This is a genomic window from Dactylosporangium sp. NPDC051485 (assembly GCF_040682015.1).
GTDB lineage: Bacteria > Actinomycetota > Actinomycetes > Mycobacteriales > Micromonosporaceae > Dactylosporangium.
Genome location: NZ_JBFAZW010000081.1, coordinates 1 through 16132 on the forward strand (window position 1 = coordinate 1; position 16132 = coordinate 16132).

A 16132-nucleotide genomic window follows, 5' to 3' on the forward strand; every position below is an offset into this window, starting at 1 on the left:
GCCCGTGCTCGGTCGCCGACAGTACGCCGACGAGGCCGTCTTGTTCGAAGATCAGGTGCCGGTGGAGTGCAGGGCCGCGGCCACGGTCACGCCCGCGCCGGCCGTGGCGGTCGCGACGGTCCCGGCGTTGGCGCACCGCCGGCCCAGCAGCCGCGCGGCCAGGGTGACCAGCGCCAGCCCGGCCGTGGCGCCGAGGAGGGCGGGCGGGATGGGGCCCTGTTCCGCCGTACCGAAGCCGAGGAGGCGCGACCCGGCGGCACCGGCCACGGGCAGGCAGAGCAGGGCCACGACGGCGGCCGGGAGGCCGAGACGGCGATCGGCCGCGCGGGCGGCGAGCACCATGGACAGTCCACCGAGGACGGTGTAGGCGGCCAGGGTGACCCCTGGTCCGGCCAGCCCGGCCAGCGCCAGGTGCACGGCCACGAACGGCGCGACCGCGACCGCCCACCGGTCGGACCGCAGCGCGGCGAGAGCGAGCAGGGCCAGCGCGACACCGTCCACAGTGCACACCAGGGCCGGCGCGGGCGCGGTCAGCGCGGCGGGCGCGGCGAAGGCGACGAGGGCGGCCGTCGTCCACGGTACGGCGCGGTGGCGCAGCAGCAGCCACAGCCCGACGCCGAGCAGCGCCAGGCCGGCCGGCTCCTGCCAGTCGAAGAGCCGGCTCGCCAGCCAGTCGGCCCGCGGATGCCACGCGGGCAGCGAGTGGGCGACGGTCTGCACGGCGCCGAGGGCGGCGAAGTACGCGTACGGCGCGGCGAACCCGGCCGTCACCACCAGGGCGCCGACCCTGGTCCCGCGGCGAACCTTCTCCGGCGTCACGATCGCGACCCCGGCCAGCAGCAGGGCCAGGGCGGCGAACGCGGCGTAACGCTGCTCCGGGAACAGCTCGGCGGCCATGCGCGCCCCGGCGGGCGCGAGGAGGCCGACCGCCACGCCGGCGCCGAGCTGCACGGTCCGCTCGTGGGTCAGGCCGGCGACCACGACCAGCGCGGCCAGCAGCACCATGACGGCGAGGATCCGGGCGGCTCCCGCCACCCCGTCCACAGTGGCCAGTGCGTGCAGGGCGGGCGGCAGCGCCGACAGCACCGCGACGCCCGCCGCGATCCAGGCGAGCCTGTCGACGGTACGGCCGATCAGCACGCCGACCGCCGCGGTGCCCACGAACACGAGGGTCCAGCCGGTCGCCCCGAAGCCGTGGTGCAGCGCCAGCAGCGGGAGCACGGGCTGGACGGCCACGACGGCGGCCAGCCGCGGCGCGCGCAGGCGGGTGGCCAGCGCGTACCCGCCGGCGATGGCCGCGGTGACGGCGAACGTCAGCCCCGCGTACGTGGCCGGGATGGTGGCCTCGGCGAGCCCGGCGAGGTCCGCGTACCAGGCGGCGTACCCGTCGAGGAGCACGAGCAGCACCCCGAGCGCGGCGAACGTCTCCGCGGTCGCGCGCAGCCGCCGGGCGAGGGCCACCGGCGGGACGGCGAGGGTGAGCAGCGTGACGACGGCGAGGATGGCCGCCCGGCCGAGGACGCCGAAGCTCGCCCAGGCGACGGCGGCGAAGACGATCGCGGCGCTGCCCAGGAGCAGGCCGCCGAGGATGAACAGGGCGTTCTGCACGGTGCGGGGGGCCGCCTCGGGCCGCTGCCCGAGGAGCGCCTCGCCCGTGGGCGCGGTCCCCGCCGGCCACGGCATCGCCCCGGCACCGGCGGGCTCCGCCCCGGGCCCGGCCAGAGCCGCGGTCGCCTCGGCCGGCCAGGTCGCCTGGGCCGCGCGCCGGGCTGCGGTGTCCCGCGGCGAGAAGGCCGGCAGCGTCGCGGCGGCCACGGCGGCCTTCACCCGCGCGGCGAGCACGTTGCGCTCGGACTGCACCGCCGTGTACCGCTGCACCGCCGCCCCGTAGCTGTAGCGGGCCGCCTCGACCTCGGCGTACAGCTCGATCGTGCGGGCATTGAGGCGCAGAACCTCCGCGGCCTCGGGGTACGGGGGCCGGCCGCAGCCGCTGCAACCGGTCTCGAGCCCGGCGGCGGCGCCGCAGAACGGGCAGGGATAGCTCACCATGCCGATCAGGATGCCCTCGGGCGGCCACCCCGCGGATCCGGTGCGCTACTCAAAACCGCCTGAGTACCGTCTTCCTGCGCCGTCGCCGGAGCGGCATGCTGTCGGGATGCGGTTACTGACCGAGGCCGAGTACCTCGCGACGATGGAGCCCGAGCCGGCACGCATCGGCCCGGAGGCCGAGCCCCCGTTCGACTTCTGGACCTACTTCGACGAGATCCCGGAGCCGGACCTGGGCGGCCACGACTTCTCCGCCGGCGACGTCACCTACGCGTGGCACATGCCCGCCCGCAACCTGCAACACGTCCTGGTCGACTGCGAGCAGCCGAACGTCTTCCTCGTCCTGGTCCTCGACCTCGACCGGTCCGAGGTCCTGGGCCACTACCTCCTGGACATCTACGGCGTGGCCTGAGCCTCACTCGTCGAGCCCCCGCTCGATGGCGTACCGCACCAGATCCACCCGGCTGTGCAACTGCAACTTCCCGAGCGTGTTCTGCACGTGGTTCTGCACCGTGCGGTGGGACAGCACCAGCCGCTCCGCGATCTCCTTGTACGTCACGCCCTTGGCCACCAGCCGCAGCACCTCGGTCTCCCGCTCGGTGAGCCGCGGCGCGTCGGGGTCCTCGGCCCGCGTCAGGCCGGCCAGCCGCCGGAACTCCCCGAGCACCAGCCCGGCCAGCCCCGGCGTGAACACGGGATCCCCGTCCGCGGTCCGCCTGACCGCCGCGAGGAACTCCTGCCGGGCCGCGGACTTGACGAGGTACCCGGTCGCCCCCGCCTTCACCGCGTCGAGCACGTCCTGCTGCTCGCCGCTGGCCGACAGCATGAGGATGCGCGCCTCCGGGCACGACCCGAGAATCCCCTGGATGACCTCGACCCCGGACCGGTCCGGCAGCTGCAGGTCGAGCACCACCACGTCGGGCCGCACGGACGCGGCGATCCGCACCGCCTGGGCGCCCTCCCCGACGGCGGCCACCACCTCGTACCCGCCCTCGGTGAGGTCCCGGGCCACGCCTTCGCGCCACATGGGATGGTCGTCGACCACCATGACCCGCAGCATCGCCCCGTCGTCCATCCCAGCACGATAGACGCCGCCCGCACACCCCTTCCGCCCCGAGCCCATCGAATCCCACGATTCGCACGAACCCCGCCACCCCACCCGTCGATCCCGGACCGCGAGCCGCCCCGGGCTTGCGCGTGGCGGCGGCGGGACCAGGCCGGGCGATGACCGGTGCCGTTCGGGTGTTGCGTGCCTGGCGGCGGGTCGGGCCGGGCGGAGGCCGGTGTCGCCCGGGGATTGCGTGGGTGGCGGCGGCGGGGTCGGGCTGGGCGGTGACCGGTGTCGCCCGGGATTGCGCGGGTGGCGGCGGAGTCGGGCTATTTCGGGACGTTGAGTTCGACCTCGGTGCCGGCGCCCGGCGTGGAGGTGACGGCGACGGTGCCGCCCAGGTCGCGTACCCGGCCGCGGATGGACTGGGCCACACCCAGGCGCCCGGCGCGCTCGGCCTCGGCCAGCCGGCCGTCCGGGATGCCGCGGCCGTTGTCGCGAACCGTGACGGTGATGGAGTCGCCGAGGTCCTCCAGCAGGATCCAGGCCCTGACGTCGCCGCCCGCGTGGCGGGTGACGTTGTCCAGGGCCGCGGCCACGGCGGCGGTCACCTCGGCGGCGACCGCGGACGGGAGCAGGACCTGGGTGGCGGGGGCGGCGATCGTCACCGTGGCCGAGCCGTAGGGGTCGAGCAGCGTCCGCAGATCGGCGAGCTCCGCCGGGGCGGGGCCGGTCCCGGGCGGCGGGGTCCCCCGCGCGGCTCGCCGGGCGGCGGCCTTGGCCAGCCGTGGGAACCGTCGCGCGAGCGCGGAGCGGGCCGGCACGGCAGTGGATGCGGCGGACGCGGGCCGCGAACCGGCCGGTGCCCGGGGCGCGTCGCCGGCGTTGACCGGCGACGAACCCGCGCCCGTGGCCACGAAACCGGGTGCGGCGGTGGCAGCGGAGACCGGTGTCGCGGCGGTAGCGGAAGTCGGCGTGGTGGCGGTGGCCGCGGAAGCAGGCGTGGGCGCGGCAGCGGAAGTCGGCGCGGCGGTCGTGGCCGCGGAAGCGGGCGTCGGCGTGGCGGCGGTGGCAGCGGAAGCAGGCGTCGGCGTGGCGGCGGAAGTAGGCGTGGGTGCGGCGGGGGAGGTCGGCGTGGCGGTGGTGGCGGCGGAAGTCGCCGTCGGCGTGGCGGAGGAGGCAGGCGTGGGTGCGGCGGCGGAAGTCGGCATGGGCGCGGCGGCGGACGTCGGCGTGGTGGCGGCGGACGCCGGTGTGGGCGCGGTAGTGAGGGCGCCGGGCCGGGCCGCGGACGGTGCGGAAGAAGAACGCCCGTGGGTGGGAGAAGAAGGCGTGGGGGCGGGAGCAGAAGGCGTGGGGGAGGAGGGTGCGTTGGGGGCGCGGCGGGGCCTGCGCTGGGGCGGCGGGGCCGAGGTGACCAGGGTGCGCAGGACGGCCTCCTGCTCCCCGGCCAGGCGGCCCAGCTCCGCGGCCTCGCCGCCCAGCTCCGCAGCGCGGCGCTGGACCAGGGCCAGGACCTGCAGGACCGAGTCGTGGATGCCACGGGCGAGGCGCTCGCGCTCGCGGGTGGCGGCCTCCAGCTCGATGGCCTGCTGCATGCGGGACTCGGCGTCGATGGCCAGGCGGGCGATGTGGCCCACGCCGATGCCGGCCAGGATCATCAGGACCGGGCCGTTGGCGGTGGCCTGGGAGAAGCCGTTGCGCACGACCACGTCGGCGGCGCTGAGCAGGATGGCGGCGATGGCGCCGCGGCGGCGGCCGCCGGAGATGGCCCAGGCGACGACCGGGGCGGCGACCCAGGCCATGGGCAGGGTGGGGGCGCCCAGGCCCAGGCCGGCGGGGGCGACGATCCAGCGGGAGGCGAGCAGGCAGCCGGCGGCGACGGCGAGGTCGGCGGTGAGCAGGGGCCAGCCGCGCCGCTCGGGGCGGGCGTAGGCCAGGCTGCTCACCGCCGTCCACACGGCCATCAGGCCGACGATCAGCCAGCCGCCCGGGGGCCAGGCGTAGTGCCGGAAGTTGTTGAGCATGAGCACGGCGGCGTAGCCGAGGGCGGTGATGCGGAAGACCAGCAAGGCCCGCCAGAGCGGACCCTCCAGCCCCGATCCGGTGCCCGGCACGGTTGGCCGCTCGCCGCCGCGGACCATGTCAGACCCAGTGCACCGGGGGAAGGCCGGCCTCGTCGAGGGCGGCGTTGACCTGGCTGAACGGGCGGGAGCCGAGGAAGCCGGCCGGGTTCATCGGGCTGGGGTGGCCGGCCTCGATGACCCGGTGCTGGGGGTTGGTGACCAGCACGGCCTTCTTGCGGGCGTAGCCGCCCCACAGCACGAACACCACGCGCCGCTCGAAGGAGTTCAGCGCGTGGATGGCGGCGTCGGTGAAGTGCTCCCAGCCGTGGCCGGCGTGTGAGGCGGCCTTGCCGGCGCGGACGGTCAGGACCGCGTTGAGCAGCAGGACGCCGTCGGCGGCCCAGGGGGTCAGGTCGCCGTTGGCCGGCGGCGTGACGCCGAGGTCCTCGCGCAGCTCCTTGTAGACGTTGCGCAGCGACGGCGGGACCGAGACGCCGGGGCGGACCGAGAAGCTCAGGCCGTGGGCCTGGCCCTCCTTGAAATACGGGTCCTGGCCCAGGATGAGCACCCGCGCCTGCTCGGGCGGGCACAGCCGGAACGCGGTGAACAGGTCGGGCAGCGGCGGGTAGACCGGGCCGGCCGCATACTCGGCCTCGACATACGACTGCAGGCGTTGCACCACCTCCAGGTCGAGGTGCGGCTTCATCACGTCCCGCCAACCGGCGGGGAGGAGTTCCAGCAGATCCAACGACATGCACGGCACTCTACGAGCCGGGTACGACAGTTCTGCATCGGCGTTTCCGAGTACCGGCTGAAAGTAGTATCGAAACGGATAAAATGGGCCCATGACGCAGGTCGGACCCGTTGGCGGCGGCGGTGAGCCGCTCACCGTGCTGTGGGCCTGGCGGCAGCGGCTCGAGGAAGCGGACGAAGGCCGGCAGAAGGAGCCAACCGGCGAACGCCGCGGGAATCCCGCAGATGCTGGGGGAAACGCCGGGCCAAAGAACAGCATCGCACAGGACGGGCCGGTCGACGGGCCGAAACAGGGCGATCAGGGCTATCTGCCGCAGCTGCAGGCGCGGCTGCGCGACGCCGTCGACGATGTGCCGGCGGTGGTACGGCGGCTTTGCGACGCGCCGCCGCAGGAGCGCACGATCCTGCACACGGCGATCGCCGCGGACCCGGCGGCGGCCGGGCGCGGCCTCGCGTGGCTGCTGGAGCACTTCGGCCAGCCCAGTGCCGTCGTGCCCGCCCTGGCCCGGTTCGCACCGGCGATCGAGGCGCTGCTCACGGGGCGCGGCCGCCAGCTCGACCTCTTCGGCGACGCGCTGGTGGCGGCGGTGCGCGAGGCCCGCGGGGAGCGCTGGGCCGACGAGGACGCCGCGGCCTGGCGCGACGGCTGGCGCTTCGCGGTCGGCTGGCTGCGTCAGGCGGCCCAGCTGCACCACGGCGAGACGCCCTTCTGGACGGGCACCGTCCTGGCCCACGACCGGCGCCGCGACGACGTGGCGGTGCTGACCGTGCGCACCGACCTGCCGTACCCCTTCCGGGCCGGCCAGCGGGCCATCGTGGAGTGCCGGTCGGTGCCGGGGACGTGGCGGCCCTGCTGGATCGGCGACTCGCCGGCGGCCGACAGCCACATCGAGATCCACGTCCAGGCGCGGCCCGGCGACCGGGCCACCGGCGCGCTGGTGCGCGACACCCACCCGGGCGACCCGATCCGGCTGCACCGGGCCGAGGGCGACTTCGTCATCGGGCGCGGCGCGACCGGGGCGGTGCTCATCGTGGCCGAGGACGTGCACGTCACCCCGATCAAGGCGCTGCTGTCGGAGCTGGCCGAGCGGCGCGACGAGCGCGTGGTGCATCTCTTCTGGGGCGTGTCGACCCGCGACGACCTCTACGACCTGGAGTCGCTGCGCGAGCACGCGGCCCGCTGCGCCCACGCCACCGTCCACCCGGTGGTGGCCCGCGGGCCAGCCCACCCGTACCTCTCCGGCTCCCTCCCGCAGGTCGTCGTCGACTTCGGCGAGTGGACCTCCCACGACGTCTACGTCAGCGGCAGCCCCCTGGCCGTCGGCGTCATGCGCAACATGCTGCTGCAGCGCGGCGTGCAGGCGCGCCGCATCCACGGCGTCACCCTGTGAAGCGGGCGGTCACGACCGTGTTGCCGAGGTAGTTGGCGGTCCGGCGGTCGAACGTCCCCCCGCAGGTGACCAGCTCCAGCCGGGCGTCCGAGGCCGGGCCGTACACCAGGTCCGCCGGGAAGGCCGACTTGTCGAACAGCCGCACCGCCTCGACCGCGAACGTCGCCGCCGACCCGTCCTGCCGGGTCACCGTGATCGCGTCGCCCGGCCGCAGCCGCCCGAGCTCGTAGAAGACGGCCGGTCCGCTGGCGGCGGTGTCCACGTGCCCGACGAGCACGGCGTTGCCCCGCTCCCCGGGGGTCGGCCCCCGGCGGTACCACCCGACGGTCTTCGGCTCCTGTAGCGACGGCGGCTGGAGCATGCCGTCGCCGGAGACGTCCACCCGCTCCACGGGAGCGTCCACCCCGATCGTGGCGATCGCCACCCGCACCGGAACGGACGCCGACGTCATGACCCTTCCCGTGAGTCCGGACAGCCCGGAGACGACGGGCACGACGGGCGGCCCGGAGCCGAGCGAGGTGCCGATCAGCGCCACCCCCGCGATCACCAGGGCGATGACGAACAGCGCGGGCAGCGCCCGCCAGCGCCCGTCGGGGCGAACGAGCGCGGTCGAGGCGCCGGGGTGCCGGCGGTGGCGGTGGGGCGAGGTCACACCGCCCGGCGTCGCAGCGCGAGCGCACCCGCCGCGCCGACGGCCAGCAGGCCACCGCCGGCGGCCATGAGCGCGTGGTTCGGCGGCCGCGAGGTGGCGCCACCGCCGGTTGGCACCCCGCCCGCGGGCGAGACCACCAGCTGGACGACGGCCGACGTGCCGTCCCCGCAGTCGATGCTGACGTTGAACGTCCCCGTCTGCGTGTTCGCCGGGATGCCGACGGTCACGGAGAAGACGCCCGAAGTCTTCCCCGGCTCCATCGGGATGCGCTCGGGCAGCCCCAGCGGCCCGCCGGCCACGTCCGCGTCGCGTACCCCTTCGGCGCAGACGACGCTGAACGTGACCGGGTTGCCGGCCGTGACGGTGTCCGGCGTGACCGCGCCGCTCGGGCCTGTGGAAGGGGCGAGCGCGACGGCGCCGAGCGCAGCGAGGAGAGTCTGCATGTGCAACATATCACCAGAAACCCGGGTGAATGGTGCACACCCCCGCTGGGCGGTGGGACGATGAAAACTCGGGAGTGAGAAAACTGGAGAGTAGGAAATGTCGCAGTCGAGCGCCCCGCCGCAAGCTGCTGGACATTCATCTGTAATCCTGCGCCGAGGCGCCATAAGCGCCGGTCGCGGGCGATGGCGGCCGCGGCCAGCAGCCGGACTGCGGACGAGACGGGAACGACGCTTATGAGTGAGTACAACATCACATACCCGGATGGCGAACTCGACCTCAAGGTTCGCAAAGCGACCGAGGGACCGTCCGGCCTGGAGATCGGGTCGCTACTCAAGCAGACCGGGCAGGTCACCCTCGACACCGGCTTCGTGAACACGGCCTCCTGCGTATCGTCGGTCACCTACATCGACGGCGACGAGGGCATCCTGCGCTACCGCGGCTATCCGATCGAGCAGCTGGCCCAGGGCTCGACCTTCCTGGAGACGTCCTACCTGCTCATCCACGGTGAGCTGCCGAGCGCGCAGCAGCTGGAGGCCTTCACCAACCGCATCCAGCACCACACCCTGCTGCACGAGGAGATGCGCCGCTTCTTCGACGGCTTCCCGCGCGACGCGCACCCGATGGCGGTCCTGTCCTCGGCCGTCAGCGCGCTGTCCACCTTCTACCAGGACAGCCTCAACCCGTTCGACGAGGAGCAGGTGGAGATCTCCACCATCAGGCTCATGGCCAAGGTGCCGACCATCGCGTCGTACGCCTACAAGAAGGCCATCGGCCAGCCGATGCTCTACCCGGACAACTCGCTGGGCTATGTCGAGAACTTCCTGCGGATGACCTTCGGGGTGCCGGCGACGCCGTACGAGATCGACCCGGTCATGGTCAAGGTCCTCGACATGCTCCTGCTGCTGCACGCCGACCACGAGCAGAACTGCTCCACCTCCACCGTCCGGCTCGTCGGCTCCTCGCACGCGAACCTCTTCGCCTCTGTATCGGCTGGCGTCAATGCACTCTTCGGTCCGCTGCACGGCGGGGCCAACCAGGCCGTGCTGGAGATGCTGCAGGACATCAAGGCCGCCGGCGGCGACGTGGCGTCCTTCGTGCGCAAGGTCAAGAACAAGGAGGACGGTGTCAAGCTCATGGGCTTCGGACACCGCGTCTACAAGAACTACGACCCCCGCGCCGCGCTGGTCAAGAAGGCCGCCCAGGAGGTGCTGGGCCGCATGGCGCAGCCCGACCCGCTGCTCGACCTGGCCATGCAGCTCGAGGAGATCGCGCTGGCCGACGACTTCTTCGTGTCCCGCAAGCTGTACCCCAACGTCGATTTCTACACGGGTCTCATCTACAAGGCGATGGGCTTCCCGACCACCATGTTCACGGTCCTGTTCGCGCTCGGCCGGCTGCCCGGCTGGATCGCCCAGTGGCGCGAGATGATCAACGACCCGGACACCAAGATCGGTCGTCCCCGCCAGGTCTACACCGGTTACGGGGCCCGGAATTACACCCCGATTGCCGCTCGGTAAAGACCCGCTGCGCCGAGCGGTTCTTGCTCGTTTGTCTACTTGACGGAGATCGACCCCAGCTGTCTCATACATGAGTCCGTCTGGGGTCGTTGTCCGTTTTCGACTGGAGCAATCGGAGCAGCATGAGCGCGCCAACGTTGTCGCCGTTACTGTCCGCAGCGGTGCAGGACCGGACCTCGGGCGCCACCGGGGTGGCCCGGCAGGTGCTCGACGGCCTGGCCGAATTCCTGTACGATCCGGGCGCCCTGCGCGCGATGGTGGCACCCCTGCCCGGACTGCTCCCCGGCTACGCCTCGATGTGGCACATCGCCCGGGCGGCCCACGCCACCGACCCGGGCCCGGCCCTGCGGGCCATCCGCGAGCAGCTCGACCGCGACGTCGAGCGCTCGGTCGCGACCGCCGTGCGCGTCCTGCAGCAGCGCGCCGGCTGGGTGCGCACCGCCCCGAGCAGCGCCCTGGTCAAGGCGACCGTGGCCGGCCTGCCCGCCGGCACCGTCGACGTCCCCGGCACCGAGGGCCTCGCCCCGGTCACCGGGCTGGCCGGCGCCGACGCGATCAGCCCCACCCGGGTCCTCAACATCAAGGGCACCCTGCAGCTGGCCCGGGCGGTGCCGACGATCATCGTCACCACCTCGCTGAAGCTCGTGCCGGAGCGCGTCTTCGAGGGCCTCGGCTCGCCGCTGTTCGAGCGCATCCCGCTCGAGGCCTTCTGGGCCGTCGTCCTCGACGGGGAGCTGCTCACCCCGGCGGAGGCCGGCCGCCGCGCCGGGCAATGGTGAGGCGAGGAACCGCTCACCCCGGCCGATGAGCCCGCGTTGGGCGCCGCGCCGCGTTGGGCGCCGCGCCGCGTTGGGCGCCGCGCCGCGACGGGCGCCGTGAGGGGCAACGGCGCGGCGACGCGCTGCGCCCCCACGAGGGCCGCCCGGCACGCCGGGCAAACGGTAAACCTTAATTCCAGCTCAACGAGGAAACCCAGTCCTGGCAACGATTTGTGCGATCGTGTGCGGTCATGTGTTCCACATTGGACAGATCCACACGGTCCGGAAGACGGCACGAATTAGGGGCTGTGCAGCGGCTCGCCGGGGGAGTACATTTCGTGCCAACCCAAGGACGGCCGGGGCCGCCGCTTCCCCCGTGGCGGCGGCCCCGGTCCTTGGATCGACGTTCGGCGTGCTGAGCCCGCGGAGGCCGGCCCGACCGCATCTCGCTCGATCGAAGCTAGCCCTTCTGCGAATCCCCAAGATCGACCGGCACGCCCGATACGGGCGCGTCGTCCGGCATGTCGGGGAGCCCGAACAGCTCGGTCAGGCCGGTAATCTGCAGCAGACGGTGCACGAATGGTGACGGGCTGTGCACCTCCATCGTGCCGCCGACCTCGCGCGCCTTGTTGTTGATGGCCACGAGCGTCCCGATGCCGATCGAGTCCATGAACGGCACCCGGCGCAGGTCGACGGTCAACCGGCTCGGCCGGCAGGTCTCCACGGTCTCGAGCACCACGGAGCGCAGCGCCCCCACCGTCGCCGCCTCCAGCGGCCCCAGCACTTCCACCTCGACCGTGCCACCAGGAACGTCCCCGGAACGATGCGTCCGGACCATTGCCTCGCCCATTCGACCCGCGTACCCAGCCTCCCGAACCAAAAACGTCACGGGCTGGCCGAGATCAACAACGGCAGCATGAGACCGTACGCGCACAACAGCACGCATGCCTCCGGCCGGGTGATCCGGCTCCCCCGCTTGAGCAGCAGCCAGGCCAGCACGCCGGCCAGCACCATCGCGGTGACCGCGGCGAAGCCGAACGGCGCGATGCGGTCCCGCCCGGCCGCCAGCCCCACCACCGCACCGCCGATGAGGCTGTTGAACAGGTTGCTGCCCAGCAGGTTGCCGACCATGAGGTCGCCCTCGCCGCGCCGCTGCGCCTGCACCGACGTCATCAGCTCCGGCAGCGACGTGCCGCCGGCCACCAGTGTGAAGCCGATCACCGTGTCGCTGACCCCCCAGCTGAGGGCCAGCGTGGAGGCGTTGGCCACGACCAGTTGCGCGCCGCCCAGGGTGGCGGCCAGCCCCAGGGCGATCCGGATCGCCTCCACCCACCAGCGGCCGGGCGGCGGGGACGGCTCGACGAACGCGGCGACGTCGTCCGGCAGGGGATCATCCGGCGGTACCCGGGAGAGCCGCACCAGCAGCACCAGCGCGCCGATGCTGAGCAGGGCCAGCAGGACCCCGGCCACGAGCTTGAGCCCGACCAGCGCGAACGCGCCGAACACGCTGACCCCGGCGACCATCAGCGGCGCCTCGCGCACCGGCACCGACGATCGCACCAGCACGGGCGAGACGACCGCCACCACGCCCAGGATCAGCGTCACGTTGAGGATGTTCGACCCGACCAGGTTGCCCAGCGCCAGGCCGGCGTTGCCGCGCACCGCCGCGGTGCCCGAGACCACGAACTCCGGCGCGCTCGTGCCCAGCCCGATGACCACGACCCCGACGATGACCGGCGCCACCCGCAGCACGGTGGCTAGCCGCCCGGCCCCCACCACCAGCTGGTCGGCGCCGAAGGTCAGCAGCACCAGGCCGGCGAGACCGAGCCCGGCCACCAACAGGGTCGACATCGGCCTCCTCCCGCGCGCGCCTGGGTCGACACCATACCGGCCCGGCCGGTGAAGATCGACGACCGCCGCGAAATCCGAAACCGGTTCCGGCGGATTGACCGCCTCCACGGCTGGCGCAAAAGCGCGGAGCGCTCTACAGTTTTCAGCGAGACCGGCGTCTTCCCCCGTGGATGCCGGTCTCACCATGTTCCGGCCACATTTTGGGCCTGCCTCCACTTTGGACCCCCACGGTAGGGTGTGGCGGTGCAATGTCCTAGGTGCGCGGCCGAAGGCGTCGACGCCGCCGGCTACTGCGTCAACTGCCGCCTGTACCGCGGACCGGTCATGCCGCCGCCCGGGTTCGCGCCGCCCCCGGCCCCGCGCAACCCGCTGCTGATCCCCGGCATCATCTTCGGCGTCGTCTGCGCGCTCGTGGTCGCCGCGGTGATCGTCTACGCCGCCACCGCCGACTCCGGCGGCACCCCCGCCGCCCAGGCCAGCGCCGCCGCGAGCCCGACCGCCACGGCCGACCGGCCGAGCCCCACCGCCGCGGAGGTGCCGGCCTCCGCCGAGCCGAGCGCCTCCGGCTCCGCCCAGCCCAGCTCCTCCGCCGCGCCGCTGTGCCTGCTCGGCGTGTGGCTGGAGACCCAGCACGACGAGCAGGTCCAGGTCGTCAACGTCGGGGAGTTCACGTTCAGCGGCGCCGGCGCCTACCAGCGCTACAGCGACAGCGGCCGCGTCGTCGTCGACTACGGCGACGGCCTGCACCTCAAGGTGAACGGCACCAACAAGTACGAGTACATCCTGGCCGGCGTGATCTCGTACCAGTACAAGATCGACGGCGGCCTGGTGACCTACTCCTCGCCCTCGCCCAGCGCCGACGGCACCGAGACCTTCGTGGTCAACGGCCGCGTCGCGCAGAGCGGCAAGCTGCAGGCGCGCGCCCCGCGCCCGATGCGGCCGAACTGCGGCCCGGTGGCCATGACGCTGGCCAACGACACGCTGCACATCGACCTCAAGCGGACCAGCCCGACGCCGTAGGTTTGCTCAGGTCGCGCACCCGGCGGCCGATCTGGCGGCCGAGGAGGGCCGCATGGACAACAAGCTCGCCATGGTCATCGACGACTCGCGTGCGATGAGGGGAATCCTGAAACGGATCCTGCTCCCGCTCGGCTTCGAGGTGCGCGAGGCGACGAACGGCAAGGACGCGCTCGACCAGATCTGGGACGGCGACCTCAAGCCGGCCCTCGCGCTCATCGACTGGAACATGCCGGAGATGAACGGCCTGGAGTTCGTGATGGCCGTGCGCAAGCAGAAGCACCTGCGCCAGATGACGCTCATGATGGTCACCACCGAGAGCGAACACGGACAGATCGTGCGGGCCCTGGCCGCCGGGGCCCACGAGTATGTGATCAAACCGTTCACCGCGGAGGCGATCGTCGACAAGCTGACGTACCTCGGACTGGTGCCGCTGGAGGGCTCCGAGCCCGCGACCACCGGATCTTGACCTGAAACCGCAATGTTCTCGGTCCGATAGGCGACGGAAGAACCCCAGGCGCCGAACTACCGTGCGACACATGACGATCGACTTCCCGCACGGCTGGTGGGGTACGGACCTGGGCACCGCCCGGGCGAGCATGGGTACCTACGAGCTCTACCCCACCGAGAGCCTGCCGGCCGTCGACCCGTCGCGCTTCGACGGCACCTTCTCCTGGCTGGTCCCGGACGCCCCGCACGACCCGCTGCGGGCCATGGAGGTGGCCGCGCTCGGCGAGCACATCGTCCTGCCGGCGCCCTTCAAGCGGTTCATGAGCAGCCAGGTGCTGATGGACGCCATCCCGTCGTGCACGGGCTGCGACTTCGACCTCGCCCCGCGCCCGGTGCCCAGCCCGGTCGAGCCGAGCGCCCAGCTCGTGCGGTTCCTGCGCGACCAGCGCGATGCCGTCATCTGGTATCTCTACCTGCGCCCCGGCGCCGAGCCGTTCGTGCTCGCCTCGCCCTGGCTGCTCGAGGTCGTCGGCCTCGAGGAGGTCGACCGGGACACCCTCGTGGCCAACATGGTCCACGCCTCCGACAGCTTCGAGCAGTTCGTCCACCGCTTCTGGCTGGAGAACTCGCTGTGGTTCAGCGTCAACGAGGGCGACGAGTCCACCGACGAGATGAACCTCTACCTCGCGCATTACCAGGCCGCCATTTAATGTCTTGCGCCACCACGGTGGCGGCCCTATCTTTGAATACGTCAAGGACACAGAGACCACGAAGAACGCGACGGGCATCCAGAAGGGGGACGGGACGATGATCGGACACCGCGAGTCACGATTGGCCGCGCTCGCCGCGCGCCGTCGCGCCGTGCTGTCCGCCGGCGTCTCGTCCTGGCTGCTCAGCGGCCTGGCCGAGTCCTCGGGCAGGTTGCGGGATTAGGGGCACGTCCCCGAAGCCACCGCAGCCGCCCGGTCGACCCGGGCGGCTTTTTTCATACGGGTGTAGCTCAACTGGCAGAGCACCGGCCTCCAAATCCGGCGGTTGTGGGTTCGATTCCTACCGCCCGTGCATTGCATTATTAATCGTCGATTATCTATTTATCGCCGTGGTAGCCCAATCGGGAGAGGCGCCCCCCTCAAACAGGGGCCAGTGCGGGTTCGACTCCCGCCCGCGGCACGCAACATCGTTTGGTTGTGCAAGTCCGAAGTACAGATGAAGGGAGGAGGCCCGGTGACCGCGGTTCTCGTGCTCAATGCCGACCTCGGACCCCTGCACCGGGTCTCACTCCGCCACGCCATCCGCATGCTCCTGCGTGAGGTGGCCGTCGTGCACGAGGCGGAGCCGGACCGGTTGATCGGGGTCTACCCGCTCCCGCGGGTGGTGCGGCTCGTGTCCTACGTCGTCACCCGCTGGCGGTTCAGCGGCGGGCCGGCCTGGTCGCGCGCCGGCGTCCACGCCCGCGACGGCCGCCGCTGCGGCTACTGCGGGGCCGAGGCGACCACCATCGACCACATCATGCCCCGCTCGCGCGGCGGCCGGAACAGCTGGAAGAACACCGTTGCCGCCTGCACGGGCTGCAACCAGCGCAAGGGCGACCGCACCCCCGCCGAAGCGGGCATGGTGCTGCGCGTCAAGCCGTCGATCCCGACGTGGGGCGCGCTCGTCCAGCGCTGACACGGGCCCCGGCGGGCGGCTCATCACCGCCCGCCGGGCCTCCAGAGGGCCTGTAGCTCATCAGGGAGAGCGCCGCTCTTGCACAGCGGAGGTGACCGGTTCGAGTCCGGTCAGGTCCACGCCCGGGTAGCCCAAGGGGAAGAGGCACCTGATTCAGGGTCAGGAGGTTGGAGGTTCGAATCCTCTTCCGGGTACGCAGTAAGGAGAGTTGGCCGAGAGGTAAGGCTGCGGCTTGCTAAGCCGTCGACGGGGGAGACCCCGCGGGGGTTCGATCCCCTCACTTTCCGCGCACGTCCACGCCCTTGTAGCTCAGTGGAGAGAGCGCCTGGCTACGAACCAGGAGGCCGGAGGTTCGAATCCTTCCAGGGGTACCGAGGAGAGGCCAGCCGACTGGTGCCGGCACCCGTCTCGAAAACGGCGTTGGGTTCACGCCCGTGTGGGTTCGACTCCCACCCTCTCCGCACCGGCCGT

At 72.5% G+C, this 16132-nt stretch carries 17 protein-coding genes and 7 tRNA genes; 16 read left to right on the plus strand and 8 right to left on the minus strand.

Annotated elements, in window-relative coordinates; translation table 11 throughout:
• Positions 1–51: 51 nt before the first annotated feature.
• Entirely contained in the window at positions 52–2049 is a 1998-nt protein-coding gene (locus AB0M46_RS35710) for a hypothetical protein (RefSeq protein WP_363343504.1), read from the minus strand.
• 106 nt (positions 2050–2155) lie between these two features.
• Between AB0M46_RS35710 and AB0M46_RS35715 the strand changes: the two genes are divergently transcribed.
• On the plus strand, positions 2156–2458 hold the full coding sequence (locus AB0M46_RS35715; RefSeq protein WP_363343506.1) for a hypothetical protein: 303 nt from the start codon (positions 2156–2158) through the stop codon (positions 2456–2458).
• Positions 2459–2461: 3 nt separating this feature from the next.
• Here AB0M46_RS35715 and AB0M46_RS35720 read toward each other — a convergent pair whose 3' ends face one another.
• The 3 genes from AB0M46_RS35720 to ung all read right to left on the minus strand — a co-directional run bounded on the left by AB0M46_RS35720 (position 2462) and on the right by ung (position 5914).
• A complete protein-coding gene (locus tag AB0M46_RS35720; protein ID WP_363343508.1) occupies positions 2462–3121 on the minus strand; it encodes a response regulator transcription factor in 660 nt (219 codons plus the stop codon).
• A gap of 302 nt (positions 3122–3423) precedes the next feature.
• Entirely contained in the window at positions 3424–5211 is a 1788-nt protein-coding gene (locus AB0M46_RS35725; protein WP_363343510.1) for a DUF5931 domain-containing protein, read from the minus strand.
• 28 nt (positions 5212–5239) lie between these two features.
• Positions 5240–5914, minus strand: coding sequence for a uracil-DNA glycosylase (gene ung, locus AB0M46_RS35730; protein WP_363343512.1), 675 nt, complete (start codon positions 5912–5914; stop codon positions 5240–5242).
• A gap of 91 nt (positions 5915–6005) precedes the next feature.
• Between ung and AB0M46_RS35735 the strand changes: the two genes are divergently transcribed.
• Positions 6006–7304, plus strand: coding sequence for a hypothetical protein (locus AB0M46_RS35735; RefSeq protein WP_363343514.1), 1299 nt, complete (start codon positions 6006–6008; stop codon positions 7302–7304).
• Here the strand turns inward: AB0M46_RS35735 and AB0M46_RS35740 are convergent.
• Both AB0M46_RS35740 and AB0M46_RS35745 read right to left on the minus strand, forming a co-directional pair.
• Entirely contained in the window at positions 7294–7956 is a 663-nt protein-coding gene (locus AB0M46_RS35740) for a class F sortase (protein WP_363343515.1), read from the minus strand. The two genes, AB0M46_RS35735 and AB0M46_RS35740, sit on opposite strands and share 11 nt — an antisense overlap.
• A complete protein-coding gene (locus AB0M46_RS35745) occupies positions 7953–8399 on the minus strand; it encodes a hypothetical protein (RefSeq protein WP_363343517.1) in 447 nt (148 codons plus the stop codon). The genes AB0M46_RS35740 and AB0M46_RS35745 overlap by 4 nt, the downstream gene beginning before the upstream one ends.
• A gap of 234 nt (positions 8400–8633) precedes the next feature.
• On the opposite strand from AB0M46_RS35745, the gene AB0M46_RS35750 reads away from it, so the two are divergent.
• Both AB0M46_RS35750 and AB0M46_RS35755 read left to right on the plus strand, forming a co-directional pair.
• Positions 8634–9917, plus strand: a complete 1284-nt coding sequence (locus tag AB0M46_RS35750) for a citrate synthase (protein WP_363343519.1) — start codon at positions 8634–8636, stop codon at positions 9915–9917.
• Positions 9918–10078: 161 nt separating this feature from the next.
• Entirely contained in the window at positions 10079–10696 is a 618-nt protein-coding gene (locus tag AB0M46_RS35755; protein WP_363343521.1) for a hypothetical protein, read from the plus strand.
• Positions 10697–11135: 439 nt separating this feature from the next.
• Here the strand turns inward: AB0M46_RS35755 and AB0M46_RS35760 are convergent, their stop codons facing one another.
• Positions 11136–11465 carry an STAS domain-containing protein gene (locus AB0M46_RS35760; RefSeq protein ID WP_363343523.1) on the minus strand — a complete coding sequence of 110 codons (330 nt, stop codon included), beginning with the start codon at positions 11463–11465 and terminating at the stop codon, positions 11136–11138.
• 95 nt (positions 11466–11560) lie between these two features.
• Positions 11561–12526, minus strand: coding sequence for a sodium:calcium antiporter (locus AB0M46_RS35765; RefSeq protein WP_363343524.1), 966 nt, complete (start codon positions 12524–12526; stop codon positions 11561–11563).
• A 243-nt stretch (positions 12527–12769) separates the two neighbouring features.
• Here AB0M46_RS35765 and AB0M46_RS35770 point away from each other — a divergent pair, with 243 nt between their 5' ends.
• The 12 genes from AB0M46_RS35770 (at position 12770) to AB0M46_RS35825 (ending at position 16122) form a co-directional block, all read left to right on the plus strand.
• On the plus strand, positions 12770–13546 hold the full coding sequence (locus tag AB0M46_RS35770) for a hypothetical protein (RefSeq protein ID WP_363343526.1): 777 nt from the start codon (positions 12770–12772) through the stop codon (positions 13544–13546).
• Between the two features lie 52 nt (positions 13547–13598).
• On the plus strand, positions 13599–14012 hold the full coding sequence (locus AB0M46_RS35775) for a response regulator (protein ID WP_363343528.1): 414 nt from the start codon (positions 13599–13601) through the stop codon (positions 14010–14012).
• Positions 14013–14082: 70 nt separating this feature from the next.
• Complete coding sequence (locus tag AB0M46_RS35780) at positions 14083–14703, plus strand: hypothetical protein (RefSeq protein ID WP_363343530.1); 621 nt, start codon at positions 14083–14085, stop codon at positions 14701–14703.
• A gap of 97 nt (positions 14704–14800) precedes the next feature.
• Positions 14801–14926, plus strand: a complete 126-nt coding sequence (locus AB0M46_RS35785) for a hypothetical protein (protein ID WP_363343532.1) — start codon at positions 14801–14803, stop codon at positions 14924–14926.
• Positions 14927–14982: 56 nt separating this feature from the next.
• Positions 14983–15055, plus strand: a tRNA-Trp gene (locus tag AB0M46_RS35790).
• Between the two features lie 34 nt (positions 15056–15089).
• Positions 15090–15163: transfer RNA gene (locus AB0M46_RS35795), tRNA-Leu, on the plus strand.
• A 54-nt stretch (positions 15164–15217) separates the two neighbouring features.
• Positions 15218–15661, plus strand: coding sequence for an HNH endonuclease (locus tag AB0M46_RS35800; RefSeq protein WP_363343534.1), 444 nt, complete (start codon positions 15218–15220; stop codon positions 15659–15661).
• A gap of 46 nt (positions 15662–15707) precedes the next feature.
• Positions 15708–15780 (plus strand) — tRNA-Ala (locus tag AB0M46_RS35805).
• 1 nt (position 15781) lies between these two features.
• Positions 15782–15855, plus strand: a tRNA-Leu gene (locus AB0M46_RS35810).
• Positions 15856–15863: 8 nt separating this feature from the next.
• Positions 15864–15948: transfer RNA gene (locus AB0M46_RS35815), tRNA-Ser, on the plus strand.
• A gap of 11 nt (positions 15949–15959) precedes the next feature.
• Positions 15960–16032 (plus strand) — tRNA-Arg (locus AB0M46_RS35820).
• Positions 16033–16036: 4 nt separating this feature from the next.
• Positions 16037–16122: transfer RNA gene (locus tag AB0M46_RS35825), tRNA-Ser, on the plus strand.
• Positions 16123–16132: the final 10 nt, after the last annotated feature.